This is a genomic window from Chitinophaga niabensis, from assembly GCF_039545795.1.
GTDB classification, from domain to species: domain Bacteria; phylum Bacteroidota; class Bacteroidia; order Chitinophagales; family Chitinophagaceae; genus Chitinophaga; species Chitinophaga niabensis_B.
This window is the reverse complement of the sequence record NZ_CP154260.1, coordinates 5,728,688-5,746,240: the sequence shown is the minus strand read 5'-3', so window position 1 is coordinate 5,746,240 and position 17,553 is coordinate 5,728,688. Positions and strand designations below refer to the sequence as shown.

Here is a 17,553-nt window from a genome sequence, read left to right as displayed (position 1 = left end):
CCACATTTTATGAAGAAAATCAACCCCGACGAGGCATATTTACAGTTACTTTTTGCGTTCCTGGAAATTGAAATGATACCGGAAGCTATTATGCTGGAGTTGGAGAGACGATCTGAAATTGACCAGTTTAAAAAGAATGAAGTGGTTCATGAAGCAGAGCAGGAGTCCACTCATGCTTATTTCATCGTTAGTGGAATAATGATGTGTTATGTGAAAAAAGAAGCAGGAAATGTTGTTAAATGGTTCAGAAGCACAGGTGACTATGCATATAGCATGGACATGTACAAAACATTTCTGGGTGCTGAATACAAACCGGCCGGTAATACACTGATTGCCCTGGAGGACCTTGTAGTTGTTAAGATCCTCCATGAGGATGTAAAATGGCTGGAGGATAATAGCCCTGCAATGAAATCTTTGCTGCATAAGCATTTAATACATTATAACCAGGTGGGGCTGGTGAGGCGGGCTTTTGAAGACATGGACCCTGATAACAGGTATCAGTTTATGCAACGTCATATGAAGCTAAGTCTTGACCGGATACCGGACGTTTATCTGAGCTCATTTCTGGACCTTACGCTTCCGGAGGTGAAAAAGGCGAAGGAATACTTCAATAACAATAGTAATTAACCCAATAGTATATCTGCATGAAACCTAAAGATATTTCAGACGAAATTTATAACAACCTGTTCGCAGGTATAGGGCGGGCCGGGTATGTATCTCCTAAAGCAAAGCGCATGATCCGGAGCAAAGCGGAAATTGTAAAGTTTCTCAGGAATCAGATCGTTCTTGAGAAAGGGGAAGTATGCCGGTATTGTTATTTTTTGATCAGTGGAGCATTGAGAGCTTATTTCGAAAAGAGAGGGAAAGATGTTACTGCCTGGTTTATGGTTACCGGGGATGTGGCAATTGGCGTTACCAGCTTTTATACGCAAAAGCCCAGCAAGGAATTTATCGTGGCGATGGAAGATACCATTTGTGTGCGGCTTTCTTATGAGGACCTGCAGTTGATCCCGGAGAGTAGCAGTGGCACGGAGAAAAGTTTACATTCCCCCTCAAAGAGACATGGCTCTTGGTTAATGGTTCCTTTTAGCCCAAAGAGGAAAGGAATATATGCGGCATTACCATCCAACACTCTAAATTTCAAATCCTGTTTAATCTGCAGCACATGATAAAGAACAGTGAAATGATCAAATGTTACCTGTTGTGTAAGAATAACTCCAAAATCTCCTTTTATAGTAGTAGCGGAAGCAACTGGTATTTCATATTCCTTCATAGACGGTATTACGCCTGGAAGAATAGAAACATTCAGTAGATCCGGATTTTCAATTAGCATGTTCATGGGCAGCACAATGTTAAAGTATGAACAATGGGGTTATATGATCTTTTGGGTTTGTAAAGGTTTATGGATATCCTATATCCGCCGTATGAGACATGGAATAGTGCATCTTGGCATATCCTTCCTGCACATGGGATCGAATAGCAACAGGACAGATCTGCTGGCTCAGATAAATTAACATGGGCGCATTCAATTTGATGTGAATAGTCAATTGCTGGTTATGGGTTGCCGTCTCCTTGGTAAAGGAGGGATTGTGTCTATAGCTATGCCGTTAATAGTTAGTACCAGTCAATGATTTACAACTAATGGAATAACATGTAAAAATTGCATAATGTAGTAATTAGACTTTCCTCGTTTCTAATTAGGTCTTTTTAACGATAAGGGTCATCGTAGATATTGTCTTAAGCTGTGTCTTCTGCAAAATGCGAAGATAGCAATGAAATGTGGCCGCAGTAGCGGATTTAAATTGTTAAATGTGGATTGGTCGGTGAAGATGAATGATTTCACAGAAGGCAGCATAAGTTAATGAAATGTTTAGAAATCGATTGCATAGTTAGGATAACTATTTTTTATTCACCCTTTTTTCCTTTAACCTACTCTTGTTTAGGTGAGGCTATTGGCCGGAATATTTGAAATTATGATAACAAAGCTAACCATACATAAAACGGCGAGTTATGCCAATCGGATTGAAATTAGTCCAGCTCCGATTAATTATTTTTACGGTAATAATGGAAGCGGGAAAACATCCCTGTCTAAGGTGATAGCAGATGCTGCTTCCTACAGGGATTGTGGTCTACAGTGGAAAGCATCTCCTCTTGAAACACTGGTCTACAACAGGGATTTTGTTAAAGCGAATTTTGGCCAGGGTACTACCTTAAAGGGGATTTTTACCCTTGGAAAGGATGCCACCGAAGCTCGAAAATTCATTGACGACAAAAGGACAGAGATAGAAGTGCTAAATACGGGTATTCTTGGACTAAGCGCTACTCTTGAGAGCAAGAAGGATGAAATGACTGCCAAAGACAAAGAAACTGCGGAAAAAGCCTGGGCTGTTAAAGTGAAGTATGAAGAGTTTTTTAAAGAAGCTTACAAGGGTTTCATGGGAAGTACCAGGGCATTTTTTGATAAATGTCTGGCGGAGGTCTCCAATACCACGAAGCTGTTAGATGAAGAACGCATAAAGGATAAATGTAAAAGGGTATATAGTACATCTTTGCAGGAGTATACCCCTATTAGGCCATTTGATTATTCCAGGTACAGCGCATTGGAGAATGCTGAAATCCTTTCCGCCAAGATAATCGGGAAGGAAGATGTTGAAATCGGGAGATTGATTAAGCAGCTGAATAATAGTGATTGGGTGAAGGAAGGGGTTGGATATATGGAGAAGTCAGAGGGCAAATGTCCGTTTTGCCAGCAGTATATAAGTTCTCAGCTGCAGGTGGAAATAGAGTCTTTTTTCGATGAAACATATAATAGAAAGATAAAAGAACTAAACCAGTTCAAAGGTGCCTATATATCGTACGTGGATGGTTTGATATCGTTTGTGAAGGAAATTGCCGGGAGGGAAATCGGAATAATTGATTTTGGGGATCTTCGTGAAAAGATCAGACTGCTGGAAGAGCAATATAGACACAATGTTAGTATTATAGACAGCAAGATCAAGAGCCCAAGTAACCCGGTGAAACTTGGTTCGCTGGAAGATGTTCTGAAAGACATACATGTACTTATAAACGGACATATTCAATCCATCGAAACCAATAATTCGATGGTGAAAAATATTGGTACGGAGAAAAATACCCTAAAAGCAGAGATCTGGAGATTTATTGTTGCTGAGCTGGAAGTGGATCTGACGCAGTACAGAGATGCAAAAGCCAATAATGTAAAAGCTCAGGAGAAAATATCTACCGGGATCAGGGACAGGTTAATTACTAAGAAAGCCTTCGAAACGGAGATCACAGAAAAGGAAAAACAGGTTACCAGCATTTCACATACTGTAAATGAAATAAACAAAATATTGTCATTATTTGGTTTTACGAACTTCAGGCTTGCAGAAGCTGATGTAAAGGGCTATTACAGGATAATCAGGGAGGACGGCTCTGAAGCAAAGGATACGTTAAGTGAGGGAGAATACACATTTATAACATTCCTTTATTTCTATCAGTTATTGAAAGGTAGTACAGACAGTTCGGGATCAACGAAAGAGAAAGTTGTAGTGATAGATGATCCTGTCTCCAGTCTGGACAGCAGTATTTTGTTTGTTGTAAGTAACCTGATTAAGAGTATTATCAGGTATGCTTCTGAAGGCATTGATGGAATAAAGCAATGCTTCATATTGACGCATAATGTATATTTTTTTAAAGAGGTTACTTTTAAGGGGAGCAGAGATAAGAAATTGAGCGAAGAGAAATACTGGCTAGTGCAAAAACTAAATAATCAGACCAGGATTATCTCGCATGAAAGTAATCCTATTCAGACAACTTATGAATTACTGTGGAGAGAGCTGGATGATCTCGGGAATGTAAACAGGGTTACCATATTTAATACCCTCCGGCGAATCCTGGAATATTACTTCAATATCCTTGGCGGTCTTAAATACGAAGACGTTATTAAAGAGTTTGAAGGAGAAGAACAGATAATCTGCAAATCACTTATTTCATGGATAAATGATGGCTCTCACTTTATTAACGATGATCTGGTAGTGTATACGGAGCCGGAAAGTATTGAAAAGTATTTGCGCGTTTTCCACCTGATCTTTGTTAAGATGAAGCAAGAGGAACACTATAATATGATGAGAAAAGTTCATAAGAATTGATAAGGAAAAGAGTGCATTGTAAGGCCTCTTTTCTTAATCAGATGTTAATGCAGTAATATTTCCCATGAAAATCTTCACCCTATGCTACAATTTATGCCGTCTTAAGAAAGTAGCAGTATAAATAGCGATCACTATTTATGATGAATACCAACCAAATCATCCGTTTCCTGATCTCCGGGAAACTTAACTATTCAAAGCAATGACATCATTACATGCTTATTTTGTTAATGTATTATTTGAATCTTCTTGTTGAGAAAGCTATCCCGTTACTAGTACTCTATGTTCCTATGGATACGCCTTTGCCAGTCAGCTTACCTGCTAACATGTACCCGCTATAGCTACAGTATAACATTCAACCACCCGATCCCTTTGAAATAGGGATTAAAAACTTACAACCCAAATGATCTTAATCCAATCTATGAATGCGCTCAATGAATACCTGAATGGCGTTATGAACAGAGCCAACCATCATGCGAAAAATGTAAATGAAGTAGCCCTAACTATTGCAGGTGCCATTGTTTGGCGTGGCACGGAAGACATCAAAGTCCGCGGAGAGAAAAGCCGCGGAGCTGGTAACAAGTTATGGTTCTATGTGAAGGACCGCAGGTATGTATTATCCTATAATCAGTATACGGAAACAATAGACCTGTTGGATGGATCTATAGATGGTGTAGTGCTTCATTCTTTTGATAACAGCTGGAGTGCGATTGATGTAAAGAACATCTTTGAGAAATTATAAACGAGGCTTAGAAACCATTCCGTATTTATCAGCTGCTTCCAGATCCCGGGTACCTTGAGGACCCTTAAGATTGATGGGAAGAACTGAAAAGTTAAAATTAGTTTAATGGAGGAATCAATTCTGGCACCGGCGATGCCCGAAACTAAACATGAAATAGCGGTTGAAATATTTTCGGAAATTGCAAAAGGGGTTGCTTTTAATCCGTCTGAGTGGTGTTATGGTAAAACTGGAAAAGAACCAAAAGAGGACGGAGTGTTTAATCATCTTCAGCTAAAGGACGAGCAATACTACCTAATATTACAGGAAACGCATTGTGTATCCCAGAACGAAACTGCTTTATTCCTGAATGAATTGAAAGGAATTCATTATAAGCCTGCATTTATTTTCACTGATTGTATCCTTCCTGGTATTTTTCTGACTAGATGTATTACAGATGACTGGATATTTATTCGTACGCTTGTGAATTGTGGTATGGTGGTTGATGATCAGAGCCAGGTTGGATACCTGAGGGCTGAGCAAGGTAGCCAGTGTGAATACTTACATATAAATAGAAGCAGTAAAAGTAAAGGCCTCCTAATAAGAGAAAATTGCCTGGTGAGTAATATTGGGGCTGATCATGAGAGCGAGTACGGCAGCATTCATATTGCCTCCAGCCAATGTGCGTTGATGAAGTTCGATAATAAGAGTAAATGTGGCGTTATTTCGGTTGAACAGAATTGTGAATTTGGGTATCTGGAGGTTTTTAATGAAGGACGGGTTGAAGATTTGATGATTACTGCTAACTGTAAGGTTAAAAATATCAAGGTGGATAGCAGTGGCCAATGTGGAAATGTTAGCATCTATGGAAAGAGCCGATGTGGAGATATAAGCGTTATGAATGGCCGGATAAAATCCATTTTAACAGAAGGAGAAAGCCAATGTGGGAGTATTAATGTGAGCCATAATAGCAGTTGTGAAACGATTAAAATTAGAAGTAATAGTGAGGCCGGGAATATCTGGATTTTTGACAAAAGCCGGGTGGAGGATATTTTAGTTTCTGAGAACAGTAAATGCGGAGATATAAGAATAAGTAATAATAGTCAGGGAGGGGATATTCGGGTGGAGAATGGCAGCGGAAGCGGGGCTATTATGCTGGAGGACGACAGTACTGCAATGTCCATAGGTATTTATCAGAATAGTTATTGCCAGTTAATAAGGCTCATAAGTAATGGTATAAGTAAGCGTATCGATGTTTTTGATAATAGCTTGGCTGAATATATTATGATTTTTTCAGGTAGCCATGTGCAAGACCTTTATATCTCTCATGACGCCCAATGCGGAAATATTCTGATCGATCAGGGGAAAGTCAATAGGATTAGAATTGACGACAATTGCTGCAGCTTTTTTTTCCGGAATGCCGATGTATCTTTTATGCATCTGTTTCGTTGTAACATTGACCGTCTGAGTTGGGAAGCTGGTGCAAAGGTTGAATTATACATAAACAGTTGTACTATTAATTGTTTTCAACTGATTAGCACGTCCTTGTTAAAGGATGCAGTAGTTTCAATTATTAATACTCAAATTTATATTATCCGATTACAAGGATTGATAGTACAGGGGCAGCTTATTTTTCGGAATATTGGGATAGCACAGAATGTTTTTATTTGGCAGCCACAGGTTAGATCCCATATTGAAAAGCATATACCCAATAGAAATGATAGTAAGATCATATGGGATATTTATATTGCCAAGGGGAAATTATTGCAGCGGCAAGAAGAAATATACAACACGCAAACTAAAGCACTTAGTAATGACCCCTCATTGAAAGATCATATCAAACCTCTTTTCAGAATTGTTAACTGTTCTTTAGGTGAAACGGAAATTACCGGCAGTGATCTGACTAAGTTTAATTTTGAGTATAGAGACAGTAAATTGCTGAAGGTGTTTTTTAGCGGAACACAATTGCCCAAGGAAAGGATAGACATATATAATGGAACACCTTTAGGGCGTTTGCCAGACAGAGTTTATTTTGAGCAGAAGATATCTGTATATAACCAGCTGAAACGGATTTTTGAGAACCAGGGTGATGTTGTGGAAGCCACCTGGTACCACGCTAAAGCCATGGCTAATCAGCAGCGTTTGTTGTCGTTGCAGTATCATGAGAAAGCTGATAAATGGTGGAGCGAAGAGGCTTTTGAACTGTTCAACTTCCGGCTCAATAAGATCTCCAATAACCATGGTGAAAGCTGGCGTATGGCACTATGTTTTTCATTTTCAGTACTTCTTGTAATCTATACCTTATACTTTACTGCTATTAATTTTGAAAAACCCTTTGCATTGGACGGAATCGATGATTTTATAGGAAACTTCTTTTCATTCCTGGATATTACCCATAAGATCGATTTTATGGTAGAGAAAGAAGTTTTAAATGGATGGGCGAAGTTCCTGGATTTTTTTGGACGTGTGGCTACTGGTTATTGTATTTATCAGTTTATTGCTGCTTTCAGGCGGCATGGGAAGAAATGAGGATTTTACAATCTTATCAAGCCTAATATAGTAAGGACACCTGTCAAAAAAAATATTGCAAATCAATTGTTAATTCATATTACGTTCTTCTCAATACGGAAACACGAGGAAACATGAATTTACAGTGGATGTATCAGGCCCCTCTTTATTCAGGAACGGACTGCTCATGCTTAAATTATAAATCAATTGTTAACCTAAATAATTCTTCATCTGCGGCATATTTTCTCAAATGGATTGTTCTTCACCCGTTATGCAAATAATTTAATCATATAAGCATTATCAGGAGATACAAATCATATTCTGAATTATGGATACACCAAAAAAATCAAGACGCACTGAGGAGTTAAATATGCTCCAGGAGATAAGATACAGGGCTAAAATAGAAGAGGCTATAGTGAATGACATCCCGGTTTCAGTATTGATCTGGGGGCCTTCTGCCTCAACCATCGATGCCATTTCCTCCTTACGGATAAAAATAAGAACTGTGTTAACGCAAAGGGGGCATCTCGCCAGGTTTAGTGAAGAATTGGTGGACGCAGAAAGCTCCGGTGATGCAGGATCGCAGCAACTAATGCACGGAGAGCTTTTTGATCTGATCGTTTCCCTGCCAAATACATATGCTTCAATTATAGCGATCAATAATTTTATGAGCGACAATAGGCTGAATAAAAAAATGATCATCTTCCTTGACGCAACAATCGACTATGGCCGGGATTTTCAGAATCTGCTGGAAAGCTCAACCCAGCGTACCTATGGTAGTGCCATTACCTATAAGGGCGAAGGTGAATTTGGTATAGTTGAAGCAACAGTATATGAGACTGTCAAAAGGATCGGTGAAATTAAATTCTTAAATGAAAGAATATAGCTATGAAGAATAAGATGCAATTTAACTTAAATGATTATCCTCACAGTGTTTTGGATGAGAATAGCATAGCTGTTCTTACCTGGGTTGAAAAATTGGGGCTGGCGACATGTGCAGAACTGAGTGTTGAGATGGGTATAGAGGAATTGGTGATAGGTAATGTCGTTAGCAAGCTACTGGAGAACCAACTGCTTCAGTTCTATAATGGATTTGTGCAACCTTCGGAGAAAGGGAAACATGTCATTGATAAGTTTGAAACATTTCATAAAATTATTGCACATACCTTTTTATTTGAGGAGATGTTGCCTGCTGAAAATGCGGCCATACGGGATATACTAAAACTTTACAGGCAGGATTACTATACCAATTATTTGTTCACATTAAATTCATTAAAGTTCTGGAGGCGAATGTGTGAAGAAAAGAATATGGTGCTGGATTGCGGGAACAACTGGAAGGAGTTTCTATTAGCAATATTTATCTATGATCTGAAAAGGATTTCCCAGGGAAAAGATGCGCTGAACGAAAAACCACTTTACTTCTCCTTATCGTATAATAGTAGTGCTTTGTCGGAAATGTCTTTAGTTAGTAAAGCCGTATTACATTTAAATTCGTTTAATGCGTTAATGTCATCCAGCGATTTCAGGAAATTTCCTGCTCCCGTGAAGGATTTCTATGAGTATCTCTATTGCAAAGATTATTTTTTTGCAGACAAGATTCAATCCAGGCTTATTGACGCATTGGGAGCACGAAAGAGTATAAATATCAGTCATATATTTTATAGTTATTTCAATATATGGAAGATAGATTTTTTAGGCGGGAGCAATAAGGATGATCGTTTAAACCAGATTACCACTTCTTCTTTACAGAAAGAAACTGATGAGAAGGATAGCATGATAATAGATTCCTCAAGGATGGTGATTAAATTAAATACTTCACTTTCAGAGGCTGAACTAGCGTTGATGGTACGTTTATATATTGATGCTGGGATTATCACTAATACTTCCTTAAAGGATGTGATGGAGTTTATAACGAAGTTCCTTAATACAAAGGATCCGGATTCGATTAACCCTCCTGGTTTTAAAGTCAAATACGATAGAATAGATGTGGCTACCATTGAAAAATGCAGATACTGGTTTAAAAAACTACTGGATAAATTGGAAAAACATAAAAGGGCTGCTGCGCCCCGGTTTTAATACCAACTTAGTGACCCTGCTTACTAGGTATTAAACTATTATATGGTGCCTTAACTCAATAAAATGGATAAGAATTCTGAATTTTTTACGCCTCCTGAGGCCAAATACGAGATTGCTGCCGAAGAAATTATTAAAGCTGCAAAGGGAGAACCATTTATGCAGACTGATTGGTTCTACCGGAAAAAGGGGATGGAAATTAAAGACAGGGTAGCTTTTGGTGATTATAAGCTGGAGAATGATCAGTTTTATATAGTAGTGACAGGGGTGCGTTGTTTGTCTGGCATGAGTGCTGCTTTATTGTTGGATGGATTAAGGGGCAGTAGCTACAGTCCTTCGTTTATTTTCATTAACTGTATACTTCCCGGCATAATTTTAAAAGGAAGTTATACGAATGACTGGATATTTATTTCTACGCATGTAAATGATGGCGTCATGGTTGATGATTCCCAACTGCGAAATATCAGGATTGAAAACAGCCGGTGTGGGTACATCCATATCGATAGAAGTGGCAGGAGCAACGGCGTTGTCATTAGAAAAAATAGCCGGGTAGGAAATCTTAAGATCAATAATAGCAGCGAATGTGGCGGTATCAGTATAAATGCATACAGCCAATGCGGGGATATTGAAATTTATTATAAGGGGGAATGCAAGTATATAGATGTTCATGATGATAGTGAAATGGGGGATCTTAAGATCGGTAACAAAGGGGTGGTTGGGAAAATTAGTATTGGGAAGAAATGCCAGGCTGGAGATCTAAAATTGTGTGATGAGGGAAGATGCGGTAACATTACGATTGTATCTAATGGTAGATGTAAAGACATTAGGGCGGAGATAAATGGGGAGATCGGGTCCATTTGGGTGCATGTCAATAGCCAATGTGGTTACATTAACATAGAGCGTAAGAGCAGGTGTCAGAATATATGGTTGGATAACAGAAGTCAAAGTGAGTACATCCGTATTTGCGAGGAAAGCGAATGCAAGCAAATATTAGTTGAGGAAAACAGCCGATGTGGATATATCCATATCGATCGGAAAAGCCAGAGTGGCCGTATTACTATTACGCAGAATAGCCGAAGCGATTCTATTCTAATAGAGAATAGTAGCGAGGCCAGTCATATTTGCATAAATGACAGCAGCCAGTGTGAATCGGTAACGTTAGACAATATTGGCAAGTGCAGATCAATTGAAATTGACAACCGCAGCTTGAGCGGGCCTGTTACTGTTTGCCGGAACAGTCATCTTGAATCGCTTGAAATTCAAGGCGAAAGCCAGAGCGGAGACATTGTAATTGATGAGGGAGATGTAAAGAAAGTGGATATAAGGGACAATTATTGTAATATCTTATTACGTAATGCTACAGCAAGTATTATGAAATTTTATAATTGTTGTTTGCATCAATTGAGCTGGCAGCCGGGTACAAAAGTTGAATTATACATTGATTCCTGTATGATCAATTATCTCAATCTGCATAAGACTTCTATATTGAAGGATGCGGTAATGTCCATCACCAATAGTAAGATCTATATTGCTCAATTACAGGAACTATTGGTGCAGGGCCAGATTATATTTAGGAACATAAGAACTTCCAGGGAACCTTTTATATGGCAGCCCTCTATCCTGGCATATGTGAATGAAAACATGCTCAAAAAGGAAGATTCTACTTCGGTAGCTGACATTAATGATTTCAAAAGGGAAATGTTGCAGAAGCAAGAAAGTGCATATGAAACGCAATTGGAAAAGATCAAAACTGACTGCATGTTGGCAGGGCATAAAAAACCACTTTTTAGAATTGTTAACAGTTCATTGGGTAGAACAGAAATTACAGGAGGTGATTTGACTGGTTTTAATTTTGAGTATAAGGATAGCAGGCTGCTGGAAGTATTTATCAATGGCGCTAAACTTCCTAAGGATAAAATAGGTATCTATAATAGTAAACCAGGAAATGATCTGCCGGACGAGATTTACTTCGAACAGAAGATCTCTGTTTATAACCAATTGAAAAGAATATTTTCAAATCAGGGAGATGTTGTTACGTCAACATGGTACCATTCAAAAGCCATGGCTAACCAGGAGCGCTTATTGTCTTTAAGAGATGCAGGAAGAACAGGCACGCCTTTTAGTAAATGGTGGAACGAAGATTTTTTCAATCTGCTCAATTTTCGCCTCAATAAAATGTCTAATAACCATGGGGAAAGCTGGAAGAGGGCGTTAGGCTTTTCTTTTTTCGTACTATTCTCTATTTATACCTTATATTTTATCAGTATTAATGCTGATAGACCTTTTTCATGGAGTGGGTTGGATTTTTTTGTGGGAAATTTCTTTTCATTCATCAATATATCGCATAAGATGGATTTTATAGCGGATGAAGAAAAGCTGAATAGCATTGCTATGTTCCTGGATTTCTTTGGCCGTGTTGCTACTGGTTATTGCATTTATCAGTTTGTTTCAGCTTTCAGGCGGCATGGAAGAATGGGGTGAAATGATCCGGACAGGGAACAAAGAAAGTCCTTAGACCTGCTTTGTTACTTTCCCGTATTTTCGTTCAAGAAAATCGCGGTTTTCTTTGCTGAAGGATGCACTGTTAGCATTTAGGAAAGGCATCCATTTCTGTTCAATCACATCTCTCTTAATACTAATTGGTATGATTTAGAATTTCATAATTTCTTTGTGTTAATATAGGAGTGTATTTAGTGAAGCCATTAATACCTGATTGCCCAAAATCGTTACTCATGCCGAGATATTTCTTCAAATTTGATGGCGGCATAAGTTTAACCCATTCATCTTTTGAAGCCATGGTATTATATACGCTCCCAACACTAAGCCCTCTATACTTTTCCCAATCAAAGTTTTCATTGAGAATAGAGCCTGTTAGAATGATGCTATTAAATGTTACAGGAGTGCCTTCCTCTTCAGTTGTAAATCCTTTTAGGTATGAACCAAGGAGAAATGTACCATAAGGGTAGGCGATGACTGAGATCTCTTCCTGATGTCTTTGTTTTAAATCATATATCCACATTCTAAAACGCTCCAGGGTTTCAGCCCTTTTTTCAGGCAGGATTAGTAGCCCAGGGGAATTAGTATCGTAGAAATAAGGGGCCACGATCCAATCCTGGCTACTGGCAATAAGCACAACGTCACTATTCCATTCAGCACGACTTAATAGTCCATGGATCGTTACCAGTATCCCCTTTTTTTCTTTTAGATCCACCACACTTCTATCATTATAGGATCTTTGAATGATTTCAAATTCCTTTGCATCTGGTACATATCTGGGTTCCCATACTTCATTTTGGGAATAGAGATCTACCTGAATGACACCAACATTCTGACCACCACGTTTGGAATTGGAAAACAATTTTATATATGAGTCAATTACCTCAGGGGCTTCTAGAGACGCAAATAAAATATCAAACTTCAATCCTTTTATTAGAAGTTTCTCCGTATTACGGGGGATGTATTTGTCTTCGCGGAAAACAATTATACAATCAAGGTCATCGGGGTTTTGATTATCAGTTATAAATGAGCCGCCGATGAATAATGCTGCCGCCTCTGCTCTTTTTGCATAGCTGAATATTTCATGAATCCGTGTTATGTATTTTTCGCGTGTTTCACCAATGCAAAATCTGGTGATGAACGCTTCGGTTGTACAGATGTGTAGCCCTTCAGGTAGTTTTCCTTCGGCTGTAAATGCTGGTATATCCATTATTATGTTAGTTGTGTCAGCTAAAATTAATAAAAAAGAGGGGCCTGAACCCCTCTTTTATTATGCTGTAAATAGAAATTAGTTCGCGATTAGTTTTCTTTTAATGTCAGGCTTCTGACCATTCTGAGATCTTCTTTAATCCCCAGTCCATACTTACTCAGGTCCTGATCTAGTTTTTCGATTGACCGGTCGCCTACCCCAAAGTCAACGTCTATGGGGCCTTCATATCCCGTCTCATTGATAATGGGATATTCTCCGGAATAAGCCAGGAAATAACCTTCAATTATGGCGGTTAATGTTGAAATTGAATAGTTTCTTATTCGGATAACATTTTTCTCGGTTTTTTCCTGGAGGGGCTCTCCTCCTTTTGCTTTGAAATTTTCCGTTTTATCTCTTCTGTATATAACAAGGCATTTTTCATTGGCATTTCGGATACTGGAGCTAATAGTAAAGTATCTCTCTAAATCCATTATTACCAGAGAGTCCTGAACTCTGGCTCTTTTTGAAGGAGGCAGCTTCATTATGGAAGGTTCAAACACCTTTTCATAACAATAAATATTTTCGTTTAACCAGGCATCGTAACCGGGAGAACTGCGTTTAGGATAAAAGTATTTTGCTCTTGCTTCCGGTGTTTTTGCAATTACAGTTACCTTGACCGGTACCTTATGGGCATATTGGGTGGCTACTTCTTCAATACCAGCATTTAAATAGTTATTTCCATATGCAGCTCTGAAAAGGTCCACAATGGAGAAGTTCAGAATTCTTTTGGAGGCAGTATCTATCAGCATCATAGATCCGGAGTTATAGAGATTGAGTTTTGTGAATAATGTATATGCCTGAATTTGTTGCATCTGATTATAATCAGTGCCTTTTAATTGATTCAGAAGTGAACCGTATTTAATTTCATGGCTGAAAATATCCTGCCGCTTAGTAAAATCAGCCTTACCCTCATTAATGTATTTCTGTATGGTACTTGAGTTTGTATTGTAGTCTGACAAAGTAGCTTTTACAAAGCCTTCTTTATCTATCCAAACGTGATAGGGAACTGCGGTGTGAGGAAACAATTTATTCAGGACCGTATCGGCAGTAATAATAGGTAGTTTGGTGTTCTTAATTATTTCCGAATTCTGAAAAAGGGACTGAAGTTGTTGATCCTTGTCGCTGGTGACCAACAGGATTTGAATATTATCCCCGAATTTGTTTTGTAGTTCTTCCATTTTCGGGAAGGCGGAAATACAGGGAATGCACCACTTATTCCAAAAGTCGATAATCAGGAGTTTTCCTTTGAAATCTGAGAGTTTTATTGTTTTGCCAGGATGATTTTTTACATGCATGAATGTTATATCGGGAACCTTGTCTCCAATATTTAATCTGACGAATGGAGAGGAAGTTTCCTTTGGCTGCTGCGCAATTCCCTTTTGTTCATTCAGATTTCCTGTAAAGGGCTTACCAGGTTCTATTTGTTCTCCATCTTTTGCATTTTCATATGGTTGCGATTTCTGACCAACACTCACGATAGAAGTGGTGGATAGAATTATTGAAACCACAAAAGTTGTCTTGAGAAAAAATAATGAACGTAGCCTTTCCATATTTAATTTATTAAATAATATAATATATTAATGTTTGCACACTCGAACTGCTATATTTTCGCAGTTGATAATCAGATTGAACCGAAGCCTTAGTAAACGATACTATATTATAAGAGCATATTTATGGCCCGAAGGGTTAACGGCATGATAATATTTTATTAATCAAGCTATTAAATGATTGATATTCAATAATATAGAAGTGAAAGAAAATATAAGAGACTATGAAAGAGCAGGTTGGACCTTTTATTTACAATGCAGTTGGCCATCTTTCCAATAAAATAGCACATCCCCGGTCAGATTCATTTGATCGATAAATGTCTGCAGTCCTTTGTAGCGGTATATTCTACCCCGGAATTGCCTTTGAGCAACTTTGGGATTATCAATAATTAATGGGGTATCAAACCAGCGTTCAAGCATTGTTGCTACTGCTGTAATTGGTGCATCATTGAAATAATGAAGCCCCTGTCGCCAGCTAAGTGTAATTGAAGGGTCGAATTTTTGGACGGAGATGTTTTGCTTTGCCTCAATTGTTGCTTCATATCCTGGCTCCAGCTCTTTTCTGTTAGCACCTTCTTTAACTGCTATTTTACCATTTACCAGTGATGCTACTACCTGCTCATTATTGTAGGCATTTATATTAAACTCCGTGCCCAATACCTGGATATCTCCCTGATTTGTATGTACAACAAAAGGTTGGTTGGGCTTAGGGGATATTTTGAAATAGGCTTCGCCGGATAATATAAATACCTCTCTGGTTTTACCCGAGAAGGAAAAGGGGAAACGGAATTTTGTAGTGCTATTTAACCAGACGGTACTGCCATCAGATAGTTCTATCTGATAGTCAAGCCGGGTAGGTACTGTTAATGTATTCCAGCCTTCCATGCCATCAGGCGGCAGGTCAAATTTTAACAGGCGGTTATTATTGTTTACGCTTGCATTGCCTGCCAGGATTTGCTGATACCCTGAATCGTTGAGGTTAATGGTTTGGCCATTTGATAAGGTTAAGGTTGCCTGACCTTTTCCAATGTTATGGGCAAGCTGATCATTCTTTGGCGCGCTGGTCTTGTGGGTCGGACTGATGTAATTAAAGATCGCCCAAAGAAGTGCTGCAGCTGCGGCGGAGGCAGTTATCCATTTTATCAACGGGTTAGACTTTCTGGCAACAAAATCACTTTCTTCTTCCAATACTTTCGTTAAGCCCGCTTCTACATCAAGATCATTTGCCAGACAGGCCAGTTCTTCTCTAGGAATGGCTTGGATCTCCTTCTGGATTTCCTGTGCTTCTTTGCTGCTGGCAAGAAATGCATCCAAAATAGACTTTTCTTCAGGAGTAATATTTCCTAAATGTTCTTTAATTGATAGAATTCGAATGTAGATGTTCTCTTGCATGGGTAATTGTCTATTAATCTATAAGATGCATATTGGTATGGGGCAGGGTTAAGTTATGCAAAAAAAATAATCCAGACTTTACTTTTATGGATGAGGGAAAAGAACGGATATTACGTAAGCATAATTTATAAGGGCGAGGAATGGATGCCCCATGATGGTATTATTCTCCTGTTTTACAAACATGTTTGCGCGTATTTTGATTGCGTTTCCTTCTTATTTAAATTTTTATACTGTATGTTAAGACATTTTTTCATTTTCTGCCACATAAATTTCGGTTTAAAACTCTTTTTTGCCAGATGTCCGAATTAACAAATAAGTGTTAATCATTTTCGGGTTATTTTTGAAAACTCCTTAAAATTCTCATAACAAAATATTGAATCCAAAATTAGCTGATATTATAGTATAACTCTTTACTGGCTTGGCTTGGAAAGATTTCATGAATTATGCGTCTTAACATATAAATAACGATTCTATTATGACAAATTAACAATTAATTTTGCACCTTTAAAGCATCAAGATGAGACCATTAGCACAATAGACAACCATTAAATATGTTTTTCATTGCCGTTTTTTCCTCACTTTTAGCTTCTCGCAATAATCACCTGCCATTATTTGAAAGTTAATTAGTAGTGTACATAAAACTGAGAATTATAGTTAGTAATTGAAATGGAAGAGAAGCAAATATTTAAAGAATTTAGAAAGGGAAATAAAGAGGCCTTCAAGGAATTTTACAGAAGGTACTCTTTAGAGATGACGCAATTTGCTTATTCGTTTCTGAAGGATAAAAAAGATTCGGAGGATGCGGTTCATGACGCCTTCCTTATTGTATTGAAGAATTACAATACCTGGTCTTCTATCAGCGATATACGATACTATACATTTAAAGTGATCCAGAATCTGTGTTTGGCCAAGATCAGGAAAAACGAAACGCTGGCAAAAAAGGAGAATGCATATACTTATTACCAAAAGTCAGCTAACAATGGGCTAAGTACTCCTCCGGATATCATACAGTCCATTAATCACCAGGAGATCAAAAGGAAAGTGGAATGGCTATTCTCTTTTCTCTCCCCTCAGCGGAAAAGAGCCATTGAGTTGGTATATATGGAAGGCAATTCCTACGATGAAGCTGCAAAGATTATGGGAATAGGTACTGAGAGCATAAGAACACACTTACGACTAGCACGAAATATTCTTAAAGATAATTTAGGTTCCTTTATCTACTTCATTGTACTTTATGTAATAAGGTAGCACCGGACTTATTAATACACCAGCACACATCTTATTGCGATTTTGTGAATGTTCTTCCTTTATTCTTAAGGGAATATTACAGGGATCAATTATTTTTTATCAGTTTGAAGCGAATGCATTCACCCATACAGGTGATGGGGTACAGTATTGTCTACTAGACAGAAAATTAAACAGTCT

The 17,553-nt window shown here is 38.2% G+C and carries 12 protein-coding genes; 9 read left to right on the top strand and 3 right to left on the bottom strand.

Annotation, left to right across the window (positions count from 1 at the left end):
- Positions 1-9: 9 nt before the first annotated feature.
- From AAHN97_RS22815 to AAHN97_RS22780, 8 genes are all read left to right on the top strand, one after another.
- Positions 10-627, top strand: a complete 618-nt coding sequence (locus AAHN97_RS22815; protein ID WP_343304416.1) for a Crp/Fnr family transcriptional regulator — start codon at positions 10-12, stop codon at positions 625-627.
- Between the two features lie 17 nt (positions 628-644).
- Complete coding sequence (locus AAHN97_RS22810) at positions 645-1,169, top strand: Crp/Fnr family transcriptional regulator (protein WP_343304415.1); 525 nt, start codon at positions 645-647, stop codon at positions 1,167-1,169.
- A gap of 804 nt (positions 1,170-1,973) precedes the next feature.
- Positions 1,974-4,148, top strand: a complete 2,175-nt coding sequence (locus AAHN97_RS22805) for an AAA family ATPase (protein ID WP_343304413.1) — start codon at positions 1,974-1,976, stop codon at positions 4,146-4,148.
- Positions 4,149-4,548: 400 nt separating this feature from the next.
- Entirely contained in the window at positions 4,549-4,887 is a 339-nt protein-coding gene (locus AAHN97_RS22800) for a hypothetical protein (protein WP_343304412.1), read from the top strand.
- A 105-nt stretch (positions 4,888-4,992) separates the two neighbouring features.
- Complete coding sequence (locus AAHN97_RS22795) at positions 4,993-7,392, top strand: hypothetical protein (RefSeq protein WP_343304411.1); 2,400 nt, start codon at positions 4,993-4,995, stop codon at positions 7,390-7,392.
- Between the two features lie 307 nt (positions 7,393-7,699).
- Positions 7,700-8,257: a hypothetical protein gene (locus AAHN97_RS22790; protein ID WP_343304410.1), complete on the top strand. Its 558-nt coding sequence runs from the start codon at positions 7,700-7,702 to the stop codon at positions 8,255-8,257.
- 2 nt (positions 8,258-8,259) lie between these two features.
- On the top strand, positions 8,260-9,447 hold the full coding sequence (locus AAHN97_RS22785; RefSeq protein ID WP_343304409.1) for a hypothetical protein: 1,188 nt from the start codon (positions 8,260-8,262) through the stop codon (positions 9,445-9,447).
- Positions 9,448-9,510: 63 nt separating this feature from the next.
- Positions 9,511-11,925 carry a hypothetical protein gene (locus tag AAHN97_RS22780; RefSeq protein WP_343304408.1) on the top strand — a complete coding sequence of 805 codons (2,415 nt, stop codon included), beginning with the start codon at positions 9,511-9,513 and terminating at the stop codon, positions 11,923-11,925.
- A 154-nt stretch (positions 11,926-12,079) separates the two neighbouring features.
- Here the strand turns inward: AAHN97_RS22780 and AAHN97_RS22775 are convergent, their stop codons facing one another.
- From AAHN97_RS22775 to AAHN97_RS22765, 3 genes are all read right to left on the bottom strand, one after another.
- Complete coding sequence (locus tag AAHN97_RS22775; RefSeq protein WP_343304407.1) at positions 12,080-13,150, bottom strand: DUF6932 family protein; 1,071 nt, start codon at positions 13,148-13,150, stop codon at positions 12,080-12,082.
- Between the two features lie 89 nt (positions 13,151-13,239).
- Positions 13,240-14,739, bottom strand: coding sequence for a TlpA family protein disulfide reductase (locus tag AAHN97_RS22770; RefSeq protein ID WP_343304406.1), 1,500 nt, complete (start codon positions 14,737-14,739; stop codon positions 13,240-13,242).
- 243 nt (positions 14,740-14,982) lie between these two features.
- Positions 14,983-16,128 (bottom strand): FecR family protein, encoded by a 1,146-nt coding sequence (locus AAHN97_RS22765; RefSeq protein ID WP_343304405.1) that lies wholly within the window; start codon positions 16,126-16,128, stop codon positions 14,983-14,985.
- A gap of 666 nt (positions 16,129-16,794) precedes the next feature.
- On the opposite strand from AAHN97_RS22765, the gene AAHN97_RS22760 reads away from it, so the two are divergent.
- On the top strand, positions 16,795-17,376 hold the full coding sequence (locus AAHN97_RS22760; protein ID WP_343304404.1) for an RNA polymerase sigma factor: 582 nt from the start codon (positions 16,795-16,797) through the stop codon (positions 17,374-17,376).
- The last annotated feature ends 177 nt before the right edge of the window (positions 17,377-17,553 follow it).